The following is a 14,036-nucleotide window of genomic DNA, read 5'->3' on the forward strand; positions in this document are numbered from 1 at the left end:
CCCGTAAACGCGATCACCCAGGAGTGACCACGGTGGCCATTGTGCCGCATCAACACCAGAGACACCAGTCCGTATCAGGCCACCCGACATCCGAATCCCCCGCGACCGAGCCCTTAAAGAGATCATCGGTTTACGGCATGGACACGTAAAGTAGCCAAGAGATTACCAGCAGCGGTCAGGGGGGACGACCATGGATCTCGCTCAACTGCTCCACCGGCATGCGGACATCCGCCTCGTCGAGCACACCCCGGGCCGGCCCGCCCTCATCCGCCGCGACGACCTGCTCGTCCCCGGCGCCGACGCCGACCGGGCCGAGCGCGCCCTGGGCCGGTGGACCGCCCGGCGCGGCGGCACCGCCGGCGTCGGCCGCCTCACCCTGCGGCCCGCGGCCAAGGTGGACGTGTGCGAGCTCGCCGACACCCTCGGGTACGGGCGCCCCAACCACGTCCTGTTCGGCCAGCCCCTCTGGTGGGGCGGCCCCGCCGACCGGCCCGAACCCGCCGCCCCGCTCCCGGCGCCGCGTCCCTCCGCGTCCGCCAGGCGGATCACCGTCGCGCTGCCCGACACCGGGATCGCCGACCACCCCTGGTACAGCGGGGCGGACTGGTTCCTGGAGCAGGACCGGGACGCCGTGGAGGTCCTGGACGCCGACCGCGACGAGATCCTCGACTCCCAGGCCGGGCACGGCACCTTCATCGCCGGGCTCATCCTGCGCCAGGCCCCCTCCGCCCGGCTGCTGGCCTGCCGCATCCTCGGCAGCGACGGGGTGGGCGACGAGCTCGGCCTCATCCGCGGACTGGACTATCTGCGCGGGCGGCGAATCGATCTGATCAATCTCTCCCTGGGTGGGTACACCTACGACGACCGCCCTTCCCCGCTGGTGCTGGACAGCCTCGGCGCCTTCCCCGACAGCGTGGTCGTCGCCTGCGCCGGCAACGGCGGCGACCGGCGGCCCTTCTGGCCCGCGGCCCTCCCCGGGGTCGTCGGCGTGGCGGCCCTCGACGCCGCCGAGAACGCCCGCGCCCCGTACGCCGGGCACGGCCCCTGGGTCGACGCCTGCTCCCGAGGCGACCGGCTGACGAGCACCTTCGTCACCTTCGGCTCCCATCGGGGTTATGCCACCTGGAGCGGATCCTCGTTCGCCTCCGCCGTGGTGGCCGGCGCGATCGCCGCCTGCGGCGAACGGCACGGCCTGCCGATCGGCGAGGCCCGTGACCGGATCCTGGCCGGGGACAGGCGTATCCCCGATCTCGGGGTGCTCGTCCCCACCCCACGCTAGAGTGACCGGGGCGTCACTTTACGTGAAGGACGGGATTCCATGACCGTGGACGGAGTCGAGCACCTCGTCGGTGCCGCCCTCGCCGACGATCAGGAGGCGTGGAACGCGATCGTGGCCCGGTTCGAAAGACGCCTCTGGCTCACCGCACGCGCGTGCGGCCTGAACGCCGCCGACGCGGCCGACGCCGTCCAGACGGCCTGGCTCCGCCTGGTGGAAAACCTGGACTCCATCCGCGATCCGGCCCGGATCGGCGGCTGGCTCACCACGACCACCCGCAACGAGGCGTCCCGGCTCCGGCGCCGCCGGGCGGCCGAGCGGCTGGTGCCGTGCCCACCCGAGACCGCCGAGTCCGAGGATGACCCGGTGTTCACCGTGATCGAGACCGACGGGCGGGATCGGCTGGCCCAGGCGATCGAGGCACTGCACGAACCCTGCCGCACCCTCCTCGGCATGCTCCTGTCCCACGCCGAACCCAGCTACGCCAGGCTCGCCGCCGAGCTCGGCGTGCCGCTCGGCAGCATCGGGCCGACCCGCTCCCGCTGTCTGGCCCGGCTCCGTGCCCGGCTCGCGCCGGGCACCCCCTGACCCCGGAGGCGACCCTGACACCCGACGAGGAAGACAGCCTGCTGCGTGCCCTGCGCGTCGCCGCCGGTGCCGATCCGGTACCGGCGCACGTCACCCGGGCCGCCCGGGCCGCCTTCGCCTACCGGATACCCGGCGCCGTCTTCGCCGAACGCATCGCGTCGCCCCCCTCCGGGGAGCCGGGGGTACGCTGCTCACCCGGCCCCGGCCTCCCCCGGATCCTGCGCTTCGCCGCCCCCGACCTCACCGTCGACGTCGAGGTCGCGCAGACTGCCGACGGACTCGACCTCGTCGGACAGGTGCTGCCCTGGGATCGGGTGACCGAGGTGGAGATCCGCACCGCGGAGAACCGGACCCGCCGCCCGCTCTCCGAAGCCGGCCAGTTCGCCGCGGCCGGGATCCGCCCGGGCCGCCTCAGCCTGGTCTGTCACCGGACCGGTCTGCCTCCCGTCGCCACACGCTGGCTGCACCTGCCCTCGTGAGCGCGCTGCGGCCCGCCCGGGCTCGGAAAGGCCCCGCGACCCCCGAGGACACCCCGGCGAACAGGGCCGACCAGGCGGTCGACCTGGCCTCCACCGACCCCGGCCGGGCCCGGGCCGAAGCCCTCGCCGTCCTCGCCGACCCGGGCGCCGTCCCGGCGGAGCGGTCCACCGCCCACCGCGCCCTCGGTCTGGCGACCAGGGAGCTCGGCGACCTCACCGGCGCCCGGGACCACCTGATCACCGCGATCACCGTCGCCGAGGGGGCCGGGCTCACCGTCCACGCCGCCCGGGCGAAGTCCTCGCTCGTCACCGTCGAAGGCGAACGCGGCGACCTCGCCGGCGCCCTGTCCCTCGCCGACGACGCCCGGCCCCACCTGAGCGGGGAGGACCTCGCCAGGCTCTCCGTACAGCGGGGCGTGATCCTCGCCAGGCTGGGACGGCCCCGCGAGGCGGTGCGCCTCTTCGACGACGCGCTCACGGCGCTGACCGGGGACACCCGGTACCGGACCGGCACCCTCCTCAACCGAGGGCTCACCCTCGCCTACCTCGGCGACCTCGACCGGGCGGAGCGGGACCTGCGCACCTGCGCCGAACTGGCCCACGGCAGCGGCCACCGCCACCTCGCCGCCCTGGCCCGGAGCAACCTCGCGTTCATCTCGGTCCGCCGGGACGACCTGCCCGCGGCGTTCGCCCACACCGCGGCCGCCGAACCGCTGCTGTCGGCCTACCCTGAGCGGCTCGCCGGGATGTGGGTCGACCTCGCAGAGGCGCTTCTCGCCGCCCACCTGCCCGGGGAAGCCCGGGTCACGCTGGGGCGGGCCTTGCCGGTGCTGGAGGACACCGGCTCGCTCGCCGGGCTGGCCGAGGCCCGCCTCCTCCTCGCCCGGGCCGAACTGCTCGCCGGGGAGCCGAGAAGGGCCCTGGCCACCGCCGGAACCGCGCGGCGGGAGTTCGAGGCCCAGCGCCGTACCGGCTGGACGCCGCTCGCCGACGACGTGGCCGTACACGCGCGGCTCGCCGTCGACGGCGCCGACGGGACTCTGCTGGCGGACGCCCGGCGGCTCGCCGCCCACCTGGCCGAAGCGGGATGGCCCACCGAATCCGCGCAGACCCACCTGACCGCGGCGCGGATCGCGCTGCTCCTCGGCGAAGACCGGACGGCCCGGATCGAGCTCGACGCGGTCCTCGCCGCCCGGGGCGACGGCCTGACCGCGATCACGGCCCGCCGGCATGCGCAGGCGTTGCAGCGGCTGTCGGCCGGGAACCGCCGAGGGGCCTTCGCCGCGCTCCGGGCGGGCCTGCGGGCCGTCGCCGCGCGGACGTCGGGGTTCGGCGCGCCCGACCTGCGGGCGCACGCCGTGCACCGGGGACGGGAACTGGCCGACCTGGGGGTGGCCCTCGCCCTCCGCACCGGGCGCGCCGTCACGGTCCTGGCGTGGGAAGAGCTGCGACGAGGGGTCGTGACCGGTCCGGCGACCCGCCCCGCCGGCCGCCGCGGACTCGCCGCGCTGCGCCGTACCGACTCCGAGCTGCGCGCCCGGGGAGGCGGCGGGGACACCGCCCGGCTGCGCGCCGAACGAGCGCGGCTGGAGGAGGCGGTACGGCGCGAGCACCGCCGGTTGACCGCCGTCGGCGGTTCCGCCGCGGCCACCCCGGACCCGGCCCTGCTCCGGGCCGCCGTGGGCGAGGCCGCGCTGCTGGAGTTCGTCCGCGACGGGGGCCGGCTCTCCGTCGTGGTGATCACCGCACGGCGATGCGTCCTGCGCACGCTGTGCGACTACCCGGAGGTCGCCGGTCGGATCGCACGACTCCGGTACGGGCTGCGCCGGCTCGTGCTGCGCGACGCCTCCGCTCGCGCGGTCGCCGCCGCCGAGCAGGGGGTCGCCGCGGAGGCCGCCGCCCTGGACCGGCTGCTGTTCGGGCCGATCTCCACGGTCATCGGCGACCGGGCGCTCGTCGTCGTCCCCGTGGGGCCGCTCGCCGCCCTGCCCTGGACGGTCCTCCCCCGCCTGGCCGGACGACACATCTGCGTCGCCCCCTCCGCCGCGCGATGGCTGACGGCCGCGACCCGGCCACCCGGTGCCGGACCGGTGATCGCCGTCGCCGGGCCCGGGCTGAGGTTCGCGTCCCGGGAGGCGGCGATGGTACGGCGCCTGCACCCCGGCACCCGGATCGTCCGCGCCGCCTCCGCCCCGGTGCTCCGCGCGCTCGACGGCGCGTCCCTCGCCCACCTCGCCACCCACGGGGAGTTCCGCGCGGACAGTCCCCTCTTCTCCGGCCTGTCCCTGCGCGACGGGCCGCTCTTCGCCTACGACCTGCTGCGGCTACGGCGGGCACCCGCCCTGACGATCCTCTCCTCGTGCGACGCGGGGCTCGCCGTCAGCCCGGTCGAGGGGGCGCCGCTCGGCCTGGTCGGCTCGTTCCTCGACCTGGGCGGCTCCTGCGTCGTCGCCGGGGTGGTCCCGGTCGACGACGAGCGGACCCACGCCTTCATGGAGGTGTTCCACGGGCTGCTCGCCACCGGGCGCCCGGCCGCCGAGGCCCTGGCGACGGCGAGCGTCACGACGGAGGTCGCCGGGTTCGTCTGCTTCGGCGCGGGTGATCAGAGAGTGGCGACCGGCCGGGACGGATCCTCGATCCAGTTCGACCAGGATCCGACGTAGAGCGCCGCCTCGAACCCTGCCAGGTGCAGCGCGAGCACCTCGTGCGCCGCGGTCACCCCGGACCCGCAGTAGGCGCCGACCTCCTCCGCGGCGTCGACCCCGAGGGCGGCGAACCTCTCCCGGAGCCGCTCCGGGCCGAGGAACCGGCCGTCCGGGCCCACGTTCTCCGTGGTCGGGGCGTTCACCGCGCCCGGGATGTGGCCCGCCACCCGATCGACGGACTCCTCCTCCCCGCGATACCGCCGGGGTGCCCGCGCGTCGAGGAGGATCCCGGAGACGGCGACCGCCGCGGCCCCGTCCGCGTCGAGCATCGGCATCCCGCCGGGCCTGGCGGTGAAATCCCCGCGGACCTCGGGGGATTCGGCCGCGGTCACCGGACGCCCGGCCTCCACCCAGCCTCGATACCCCCCGTCGAGCACCCGCACGTCTCGGTGGCCGAAGTAGCGCAACGTCCACCAGGCCCGGGCCGCCGCCGACGAGTCCGCGTCGTCGTACACCACCACCGTCCGGTCGCCGCACACCCCCAGCTCACGCATCGCGCGCTGGAAGGCCGCGGCGTCCGGCAGCGGATGCCGTCCCCCCGCCCCTGCGGGTGCGGCGAGGTCGGCGTCCAGATCACAGAAGCGCGCCCCCGGCAGGTGCCCCTCGCGATAGGAGTCGGCCCCCGGCGGACCGGCGAGGCGCCAGCGCACGTCGAGCAGGGTCATCGTGGACGGGTCCACCTCGGCGGCGGCGACCAGCGGGGTCATCGGGTGGAGACCTCCAGTAGCGGGACGTTCTGCTCGGCCTTGGTCAGCGAGCCGTGCATGCCGACTTGAAGGGACGCACGCGCCTCACCCACCGAGGAAATGATGCCGCACTCGCCGTACGGAACCACGATGACGTCGCCGACACGCGTCAAGAGTCCCGGCAGCACCCGCCGGCCGTACCAGCCCGCCTCAACCGCCTCCTCCCGGTGCATCACCCAGGCCCGGCCGCGGAGGAACTCGCTCCACGTCTCGTGTACGGCGCGGGCGGCCCCCTCCTCCGTGTACAGGTACCGGGCGCGGGTGTCCCCGCCGATCCGGACCACCCCGGCCTGCAGGTCGGGTTCGAGGTCGAAGTCCACCCGGTCGGTGACGTTGACCATGCCGTGGTCGGCGGTGATGTACAGCGCCGCGTCGCGGGGCAGCCCCTCGGCGATCCGCGCGGCCAGCCCGTCGACGAACGTCAGGGTCCGGAGCCACTCCGGCGAACCCCACCCGTGGTCGTGCCCGTCCCGGTCGAGATCGGCGTAGTAGACGAACACGAACGAGCGCTCACCGTCGCGGAGCGCGCGGTGGGCCGCGGCCACCCGGTCGAGCGGGTCGTCGGCGCCGAAGTAGCGCGCGCCGCGGTAGACGGCCCGGGTGAGCCCGGTCCCCTCGAACCGGGCGGGGCCCACGTAGGTCACCTGGACGCCGTCCGCCACCGCGCGTTCGAAGACGGTCGGCTGCGGCTGCCACTCCTCCGGATCGACCTCGTCGGTCCAGTGCAGGAAGCTGAGCAGCCGGTCCTGCCCGGGGATGTCCACCCGGCACCCGAGCAACCCGTGGTCGCCCGGGGTCAGGCCGGTCCCGATCGACCCCAGGCTGGTGGCCGTGGTCGCCGGGAAGCCCGCGGTGAGCGTGCCGCCGGCGAGCGAGCTGAGAAACGGCGCGGCCTCGGGGTGCGCCCGCAGCAGCTCACTGCCCATGCCGTCCACGAGGAGCACGCAGACCCGGCGGACCGGATCCAGCCGTAGCCCCGTCTCCCGGGCGGAGACACCGAGCGCGGCGAGGACCGCCGGAGTGAAATCGGTGAGCGCGGCGCGCCCGTAGTCGGGGACGAACGGTCCGATCATGAAGCGGTGGACGCGGAGAGCGCCTTGGCGAACGCGAGGACGCGCGCCACCGCCTCCGGCCCGTCGGCCGCCTCGCTGACCCGCAGGGAGAGGTCGTCCGCGGTGATCGCCCCGGTGTACCCGTGATCGGCTTCGCACGCCTCCTCGCTGCAGGTCGCGGGCTCCAGGTCGATGTGGGAGATCGCACCCCAGCCGATCGTCAGCATCACCTCGGTCGGGGGGACGCCGGGGACGTAGGAGCCGGGGTCGGGAACGACCCGGGTGACCGCCACCGATCGGACGCTGCTGAGCCGGACCGCCTCGGTCGTGGTGGAGGCGTGCGCGTGCGGCGACCCCTCCTCGGGCGGATGCTCGTCGGTATGGCAGACGAGGAGTCTGGACGGGGAGAGCACCAGGACGGTCACATGCCGGAGGACTTCCATCCTCGGATCGAACGTGGCCTCGTGGTGCACCACGAAAGCGATGACGGACTCTTCTCCCAGCGCCGACTCGACCGCCTCGGCGACGAGCGCCGGATAGTAACCACTTCGATCGATGGCCTCACGGAGTCCCGTGACCGAGACTCGGGTTTCCCTCATGGGTCCATCCTGCCCTGTCCCGGGGTGCGGTTTCACCTGCGGACGGCATATCTCCTCCGCCCGGCGCCCCGGAATCGACGGATCCCACGGCGAGAGACGGTCGCTCCGACGTCCGGCGGGCCGCCGGAGCGCACGACCGGCGGTACGGGCCCGCCCCGCCCGTCCCCGGACCGAATCCGGGACCATGGGTACGGAGTCAGGAGATGGCCCCAAAGGACCGGATTTCTGTTGTACGACTATCGGAGGCTCACCAACCTGCATTCCTTGTCCAATAAAGATCTTCATATGTTTCACAGTAAATAGCGACATTTTTCGCAATGCAAGGCATTTGGTGCACCCAGTGGGGATGGTGCGGACCGCAACCACGGACGTGCGGACCGCCTTAGGCGAAGGCACTGTTACAAGCCTGTACCTTCTGACATCGACCGCGGTCGGTTGGTGCCGGACAAAGGACGTCCGGCACCAACCGCCGCGCGCATTCGCCCGCCGCAAACTGCGCGGCGTGCGAAGTGCGGACGTAGCGCGACCAGCGCCTAAGACCCAGCCACACGCACAACCGGAACCCGGGCGGAGACCTGGGGCTTACCGGCAGTGGCCTTGCCCGGCTCATGCGTACGGGTCGGCCACGGGCACGCTCCAAACGGACCGTGTCCCACCCGGTGGTGGGATTCGAGTCGACGACGATCGACCGCCCTGGACCAGCCAAGCCCGGCCTGGCCTCGCCCGACGGCTCACCCCAGGACGAGGACACCGCTCTTCCCGAACTCCGCCGGCCGCGCGCTTGGAACGCCCTCAGCCGAGGCGGCGGGGGCCTCGGTCCAGGAGCGGGGTCGTGGGTTCGCGGACGACGGCGGTGGCGCCGAGCACCGCGACCCCCCAGTCCCCGGCCATGACCGGGTCGAGCTCCAGAACGGACAGCTCGGGGATCTCGTCGGTAAGACGCCCCACCCGGATGAGCAGCTCCTCCAGCGCGCTCACCCGCACGGGTGCGGCGCCGTGCCGGCCGAACAGCAGGGGCGCGGCCCGGATGGACCGCACCAGGTCCGCGGCGTCCACCTCGGTGAGCGGCGCGAGACGGTAGGCCCGGTCCCCGAGGAGCGCCGCGGTGACGTCCCCGAGGCCGAACGAGACGACGGCGCCGAACGCGGGATCCTCCACCGCCCCGACCACCGTGTGCACCGCCGGGAGGGGGGTCATCCGCTGCACGGCGAGTCCGGACGCGCCGGCCAGCTGGCCGCTGAGCGCGGCGTACGCCTCACGGAGGCTCTCCTCCCCGCCCAGGCCGAGCCGGACCCCGCCGACGGCGCGCTGGGCCTCCGGCGCGATCGCCTTGAGCGCCACCGGCCAGCCCAGCCGCTCGGCGGCGGCGACCGCCGCGTCGGCGGAGTCCACCGGTTCCGCGGGCCACACGGTCACGCCGTAGCGGGCGAGCAGCGCCGACGCGTCGACCGGGCGCGCGGTGTGCCCGTCCGAACGGTCGCCGCCGTCGGCGGGGTCGTGGAGGACGGCGTCCACCAGGGCGCGGGCCCCCTCGGGGTCGATGCCCGGCGTGTCCGGCACCGTCCCGGACGGGCGTCTGCGCCACGCCGCGTGGCGGGCCACGTGGGCCAGTGCCCGTACCGCCTCCTCCGGGGAGGGGTAGGAGGGGATCGCCCCACGGCCGGGAGCCCCGTCGCGACCGGTGCGGCGGAGTTCGGGCGGCATGCCCCGCCGCCCGAGGTAGGTGGCGACGACGGGTTTGCGGCCGTCGCCGGCGACCCTGGCCAGTTCGGCCGCGACGGCTTCGGCCCCTTGAGAGAGCGGCGGCACGTACACCACGACGACGGCGTCCACGCCCGGGTCGTCCAGGAGCGCGGTCAGCGCCTCGCCGAACTCCGCGGCGCCCGCCCGGGCCCCGAGGTCGACCGGGTCCCTCGGGTCCAGCCCCGCGTCGACGCACGCGTCCACGGCGAGCAGCGCCAAGGCGTCGGAGTTTCCCACGACACCGATCCGGGAGCCCTGCGGCAGCGGCTGGTGGGCGAGGAGCTGGGCGACGTCGAAGAGCTGGGTGAGGTCGTCCACCCGGATCACGCCGGACTGCTCGAACAGCGAGCTGAGCACTACGTCGGGGAGGCGCAGCGCGGGCGCGGCGTGCCCCTCCGGGACTCCCCGGGTGGCGCCGCCGCTCTTCACCGCGACGATGGGTTTGCGGCGGGAGATCCTGCGGGCGAGCCGGGCGAACTTCCGGGGGTTCCCCAGCGACTCCAGGTACAGCAGGATCACCTCGGTGGCCGGATCCTCCTCCCAGTACTGGAGGAGGTCGTTGCCGGAGACGTCCACCCGGTTGCCCGCCGAGACGAACGTCGAGATCCCCATCCCCCGCTCGGCGACCCACTGCAGGAGTGCCGTGCCGAGCGCCCCCGACTGGGAGAAGAACCCCACCCGACCGGGGGGCGGGAGCCGACCGGCGAGGGTGGCGTTGAGCCGTACGTCGGCGGCGGTGTTGGCGATGCCCAGGCAGTTGGGGCCGACGACGCGCATCCCGTTCGACCGGGCGATCCTGACCAGCTCGCGCTGGCGCGCCATCCCCTCCTCGCCGGTCTCCCCGAAGCCCGACGAAACCACCACGAGTCCGTGCACGCCCTTGCGGGCGCACTGTTCCACGACCTCCAGGACGTGCTCCGCCGGGACGGCGAGGACGGCGAGGTCGACCTCGCCGTCGATCTCCTCGACGCTCCGGTGGGCGCGGACCCCCGCGACGGACCGCGCCTCCCGGTGCACGGGGTAGACGGGGCCGGTGAAGTCGGCGGCGAGCAGGTGGCGCAGGACGGTCTGGCCGACGCTGTCCGGTTCGCGGCTCGCGCCGACGACGGCGACGGACGAGGGGGTGAGCAGCCGCTGGATGGAGCGCGACTCCGCCCGGTGTTCCCGGGCCCGCATGACCTCGCGGGAGGTCGGCGTGGGCGTGAGGTCCAGCGTGAGCCGTACGACGCCGTCCTCGAACGTGCTCTCCGCCGTGTACCCGGCCTGGCGGAAGACGCCGATCATGCGGCGGTTCCCGGGAAGGACCTCGGCGACGAACCGGGACAGTCCCCGCTCCCGGGCCGCGGCCCCGATGTGCTCCAGCAGGACCGAGGCGAGCCCGCGGCCCTGATGGGCGTCCTCGACCAGGAAGGCGACCTCCGCCTCCCCCGGGCCGATCCGGTCGTACCTGACGACCGCCGTCATCTCCTCGCCGATCGTGGCGATGAGCGCGACCCGGTCGACGTGGTCGACGACGGTGAACCGCTCGACCTCCCGATCGGAGAGCCGGGGGTGCGGGCCGAAGAACCTGAAGTAGATCGACTCGTCGGAGAGCCGGGAATGGAAGGCCCGCATCCGGTCGGCGTCTTCGGGCGTGATCGGACGCAGGTGGGCCGTGCCCCCGTCCGCGAGGACGACGTCGGCCTCCCAGCGATCAGGGTAGTGAGCCTGCACACCTTTGAGACTACGGGGCACCGCCGACGATCTCACATCGTGGGAAGAGTCGAGCGCGTACGGCAACGCTTGTGCATCGACTCCGTCCCGCTGTCCGCTTCATGTCCCGAGAAGGCGAGGAAACTGTTAGGTTTTCGGCGTCGGCTTCGCCTGTTTCCCCATACGGGTTCTGTGCAACATCAAGGTGGTGACATCATGACGCGGGTTGTCGTGGTGGGCGATCTCATGACCGACGCGCTCGCACGCGCACGGTTTGCCCTCGCCAGGGCGAGTGACACGCCTGCCGTCGTCACCATGCACGGTGGCGGGTCCGGTGCGAACATCGCGTCGTGGCTGGCCGTCGAGGGGGCCACGGTCGCCTTTGTGGGCCGCCGGGGCGCCGACATCACCGGCCGGAACCGCGACATGGAGCTGATGGGGTACGGCGTGGACGCCCGGCTGGTCATGGACCCCGAGCGCCCCACCGGCACCTGTGTCGTCCTGGTGACCCACAAGGGGGAGCGCACGATGCTCTCCGACCCGGGTGCCAACGCGGCCCTGTCGCCCGAGGATCTGCCCCGCGATCTGTTCTCCGCGGGTTCCCACCTGCACCTGTCGGGCTACACCCTGGTCAACGAGGGGTCCAGGACGGCCGGAATGGCCGCCCTCGACCTGGCCCGCCGCGCCGGGATGTCGATCTCGATCGACTCGGCGTCGTCCGCGCCGCTGGAGCGCGCGGGCGCCGAGCCGTTCCTGGAGTGGACGGGCGGGGCCAAGCTGCTCTTCGCCAACGCCGACCAGGCCAAGGTGATGACCGGCCGGGACGACCCCGCGGCCGCGGCCAAGGTGCTCACCGCCTGGTTCCCCCAGGTTGTGATCAAGCTCGGCAAGGAGGGCGCGCTCTGGTACACGAACTCGCGCTCCGAGCCGGTCCGGACGCCCGCCGTCCCGGTCGACCGCATCATCGACGGCACCGGCGCCGGCGACGCCTTCACCGCCGGGTTCCTCCCGCCCTGGCTGGACGGGAAGCCCGCCGGGGAAGCCCTCGCGGCCGGGTGCGCGCTCGCCTCCCGGGCCATCACCCACCTCGGCGCCCGGCCGCGTCTCTGAGTCCCGCCCGACCCGGCGCGATTCCGCCCGTACCGGCGTCGCTCCGGGTACGCCGGGGCCTGCCCGCGACGGTTCGGCCGCGCGGCGGGTGAAACCGGTCACGGAGTGTGGCCGTCCGTCCGCCAAACCGTCCACTGGCATTTTGGACAGTGGCGTCAACCCCGTTTCCGGTCCATGGTGAAAGGAATTGACTCGGACTGTTGACGTGGAGGGACGGGTGAACCAACCGTCGCTGGACCAAGTTCTCTCCCAATGGGCGGCACAGGCGCTGAACACGGACGACGTCGACCGGTCCCTCGCCGATCTCGTCGGCCGATTCCGGGACCGCCTGCCCGCCGACCGGTGGTGCGACGTCGTGGAGACGTCGCACCCGACCCATGAGACGCTGATGCGTACCGGGAAACTCATCGCCGCGCTGCGGGACGCCAACTCGCCCATCAGCCGGACGGAGCATCGGATGCTGCGGCACGCCGCGGTCGCCGTGGGACTCTCCGCCGATCAGGTGGACCGGCTCAACCTGACGGACTGATCCTGCGCGTCGCGGGGGTCACAGGGATTCCCCGGAGGGCAGGGCGAGGACGGTGTGCAGGTCACGGGCCGCGGGCAGGCATCGCCGCGGCTCCGGGATGAGCGCGTACAGCTCCTCGCCGCGGGAGTTGATGAGGCCGGTGCGCCAGTCGGCCGGCGCGCTGAGGATGGTGCGCAGCGCGTGCCTGACGCCCTCGGTGACGTCGCCTCGGCGAATCCACATGGTGGCGACGTCGAGCTCGACCAGGAGCCGGTCCCGGATCTCCCCCAGGCCGAGGAGGCGCAGCGCCTCCTGCTGCATGCTGGGTGCCCTGCGGTCCCCGAGGTGGGCGAGCGTGTTCTCCAGGTAGAACGCGAAGCGCTGCCGCCCGCAGCCGAACGGCGTGTTCACGGTGGCCGCGACCGGAAGGCGTTCGAAGAACTCCTCCGCCCGCCGCAACGCCTGGTGTGCCTGGGCCGCGGCGCCCAGACGGGCCCAGCCGCGGGCCTCCAGCGCCGCCGCCACCACCGCGACCGCGCTGTCGGGCTTCGCGGCCATGAGCTGCGCCTGCCTGGCGAGGTCGACCGCGCGCTGTACGGGCTGGGCGTAGTACAGGTAGATGGCGGACTCCCTGGCGGTCACCCAGGCGCGCAGGATCCGGTCCTCGGTCTCCTCCGCGGCGACCCTGGAGGTGCGAAACCAGCCCCGGGCCTGCTGGTAGTCGCCCAGATCCACCATGGTCATGGCGATGACGACGCCGAGTTGCGCGCTGATGTGGCAGAGCCGCCGCTGAATGTCGGTCGTCTGGCGGAGGGCGGTGAGCCGCTGAATCTCGGCGAAGTCCAGCACCATGTCCTGGAGCTGTCCGAGCGGTGGGCTGGTCATGTACGCGAGGCCGTAACCGGTGACGGTCTGCTCCCATTGGTCGAGGCTCGCCGCGCTGACCGTGGCCGAGCTGAGGGTGCGCTCCATGCTCTGCCTGACCTGCTCCATCGCTGAGACGATGGGGGCGGTGAGGCCGCTCACGAAGACGGACCTCAACAGGTTGCGGCGCCTCATGTCGTCCTCCTCTCCCGGAATCCGCGGGCTGGGAGGCTCCTCGCCTGAGTCGTGGGGCGCACCGCGCCCCCCTGGTTTGAGCTGTGGATCACTTCGCTGTTTTCTCCCTGGCTGTGTTCCCCCTGGATCAGCCACCTCGCCCACGGTGAAATCGTGTCCGAATCCCAGACGATCAGGCCTCGTCTGGTACAGCTCGCAGAGAGCGCGCAGGTACCGCGGAGTGGGGGGAACTCCCCGTTCCCACTTGGACACCTGCTGATGGGACAGTCCGTCGGCGGAGGGGCCGAGGATCTCCTTGAGCCGATCCACGACCTGGATGAGTGTCCACTCGTGCCGGAGGCGCCATCCACGAAGAAGGGAGACGCCCTGCCGGTCGGCGATCGATTGGACCTCAATCCAGTGCAAATCGCTCATTGCGGAACCTCCTGGTGCGTACCGCTCGGTGACGGTTAGGTTACGCGGTGTGCTGCTCGGCACGG

General features: G+C 73.3%; 11 protein-coding genes. 5 read left to right on the forward strand and 6 right to left on the reverse strand.

The window, feature by feature from the left end; translation table 11 throughout:
- Nucleotides 1-190 precede the first annotated feature (190 nt).
- Together RUR_RS27750 and RUR_RS27755 are read left to right on the forward strand one after the other, a co-directional pair.
- On the forward strand, nt 191-1,279 hold the full coding sequence (locus RUR_RS27750; RefSeq protein ID WP_283138158.1) for a S8 family peptidase: 1,089 nt from the start codon (nt 191-193) through the stop codon (nt 1,277-1,279).
- Between the two features lie 39 nt (nt 1,280-1,318).
- Complete coding sequence (locus RUR_RS27755; protein ID WP_283138159.1) at nt 1,319-1,864, forward strand: RNA polymerase sigma factor; 546 nt, start codon at nt 1,319-1,321, stop codon at nt 1,862-1,864.
- Between the two features lie 191 nt (nt 1,865-2,055).
- Here the strand turns inward: RUR_RS27755 and RUR_RS27760 are convergent, their stop codons facing one another.
- A complete protein-coding gene (locus RUR_RS27760; RefSeq protein ID WP_283138160.1) occupies nt 2,056-2,292 on the reverse strand; it encodes a hypothetical protein in 237 nt (78 codons plus the stop codon).
- Nucleotides 2,293-2,339: 47 nt separating this feature from the next.
- Here RUR_RS27760 and RUR_RS27765 point away from each other — a divergent pair, with 47 nt between their 5' ends.
- A complete protein-coding gene (locus RUR_RS27765) occupies nt 2,340-5,006 on the forward strand; it encodes a CHAT domain-containing protein (RefSeq protein WP_283138161.1) in 2,667 nt (888 codons plus the stop codon).
- Here RUR_RS27765 and RUR_RS27770 read toward each other — a convergent pair.
- From RUR_RS27770 to RUR_RS27785, 4 genes are all read right to left on the reverse strand, one after another.
- Entirely contained in the window at nt 4,946-5,755 is an 810-nt protein-coding gene (locus RUR_RS27770) for a sulfurtransferase (protein ID WP_283138162.1), read from the reverse strand. The two genes, RUR_RS27765 and RUR_RS27770, sit on opposite strands and share 61 nt — an antisense overlap.
- Nucleotides 5,752-6,867: an alkaline phosphatase family protein gene (locus RUR_RS27775; RefSeq protein ID WP_283138163.1), complete on the reverse strand. Its 1,116-nt coding sequence runs from the start codon at nt 6,865-6,867 to the stop codon at nt 5,752-5,754. Before RUR_RS27775 ends, RUR_RS27770 begins: the two co-directional genes overlap by 4 nt.
- Nucleotides 6,864-7,445, reverse strand: coding sequence for a DUF5998 family protein (locus tag RUR_RS27780; protein ID WP_283138164.1), 582 nt, complete (start codon nt 7,443-7,445; stop codon nt 6,864-6,866). The genes RUR_RS27775 and RUR_RS27780 overlap by 4 nt, the downstream gene beginning before the upstream one ends.
- Nucleotides 7,446-8,237: 792 nt before the next feature.
- Entirely contained in the window at nt 8,238-10,901 is a 2,664-nt protein-coding gene (locus RUR_RS27785; RefSeq protein WP_283138165.1) for a bifunctional acetate--CoA ligase family protein/GNAT family N-acetyltransferase, read from the reverse strand.
- Between the two features lie 195 nt (nt 10,902-11,096).
- Here RUR_RS27785 and RUR_RS27790 point away from each other — a divergent pair, with 195 nt between their 5' ends.
- Together RUR_RS27790 and RUR_RS27795 are read left to right on the forward strand one after the other, a co-directional pair.
- Nucleotides 11,097-11,990 carry a carbohydrate kinase family protein gene (locus tag RUR_RS27790; protein WP_283138166.1) on the forward strand — a complete coding sequence of 298 codons (894 nt, stop codon included), beginning with the start codon at nt 11,097-11,099 and terminating at the stop codon, nt 11,988-11,990.
- Nucleotides 11,991-12,207: 217 nt separating this feature from the next.
- Entirely contained in the window at nt 12,208-12,519 is a 312-nt protein-coding gene (locus RUR_RS27795; RefSeq protein WP_283138167.1) for a hypothetical protein, read from the forward strand.
- Between the two features lie 18 nt (nt 12,520-12,537).
- Here the strand turns inward: RUR_RS27795 and RUR_RS27800 are convergent, their stop codons facing one another.
- Complete coding sequence (locus tag RUR_RS27800) at nt 12,538-13,971, reverse strand: helix-turn-helix domain-containing protein (protein ID WP_487250725.1); 1,434 nt, start codon at nt 13,969-13,971, stop codon at nt 12,538-12,540.
- Between the last annotated feature and the right edge of the window lie 65 nt (nt 13,972-14,036).

It is taken from the genome of Rhizohabitans arisaemae (assembly GCF_025996515.1).
Lineage (GTDB): Bacteria > Actinomycetota > Actinomycetes > Streptosporangiales > Streptosporangiaceae > Rhizohabitans > Rhizohabitans arisaemae.

Bases quoted from the DNA above. Each gene is read 5' to 3' on its own strand.
- RUR_RS27750 (WP_283138158.1), top strand. From the start codon at position 191: ATGGATCTCGCTCAACTGCTCCACCGGCATGCGGACATCCGCCTCGTC.
- RUR_RS27755 (WP_283138159.1), top strand. From the start codon at position 1,319: ATGACCGTGGACGGAGTCGAGCACCTCGTCGGTGCCGCCCTCGCCGAC.
- RUR_RS27770 (WP_283138162.1), bottom strand. From the start codon at position 5,755: ATGACCCCGCTGGTCGCCGCCGCCGAGGTGGACCCGTCCACGATGACC.
- RUR_RS27775 (WP_283138163.1), bottom strand. From the start codon at position 6,867: ATGATCGGACCGTTCGTCCCCGACTACGGGCGCGCCGCGCTCACCGAT.
- RUR_RS27780 (WP_283138164.1), bottom strand. From the start codon at position 7,445: ATGAGGGAAACCCGAGTCTCGGTCACGGGACTCCGTGAGGCCATCGAT.
- RUR_RS27790 (WP_283138166.1), top strand. From the start codon at position 11,097: ATGACGCGGGTTGTCGTGGTGGGCGATCTCATGACCGACGCGCTCGCA.
- RUR_RS27800 (WP_487250725.1), bottom strand. From the start codon at position 13,971: ATGAGCGATTTGCACTGGATTGAGGTCCAATCGATCGCCGACCGGCAG.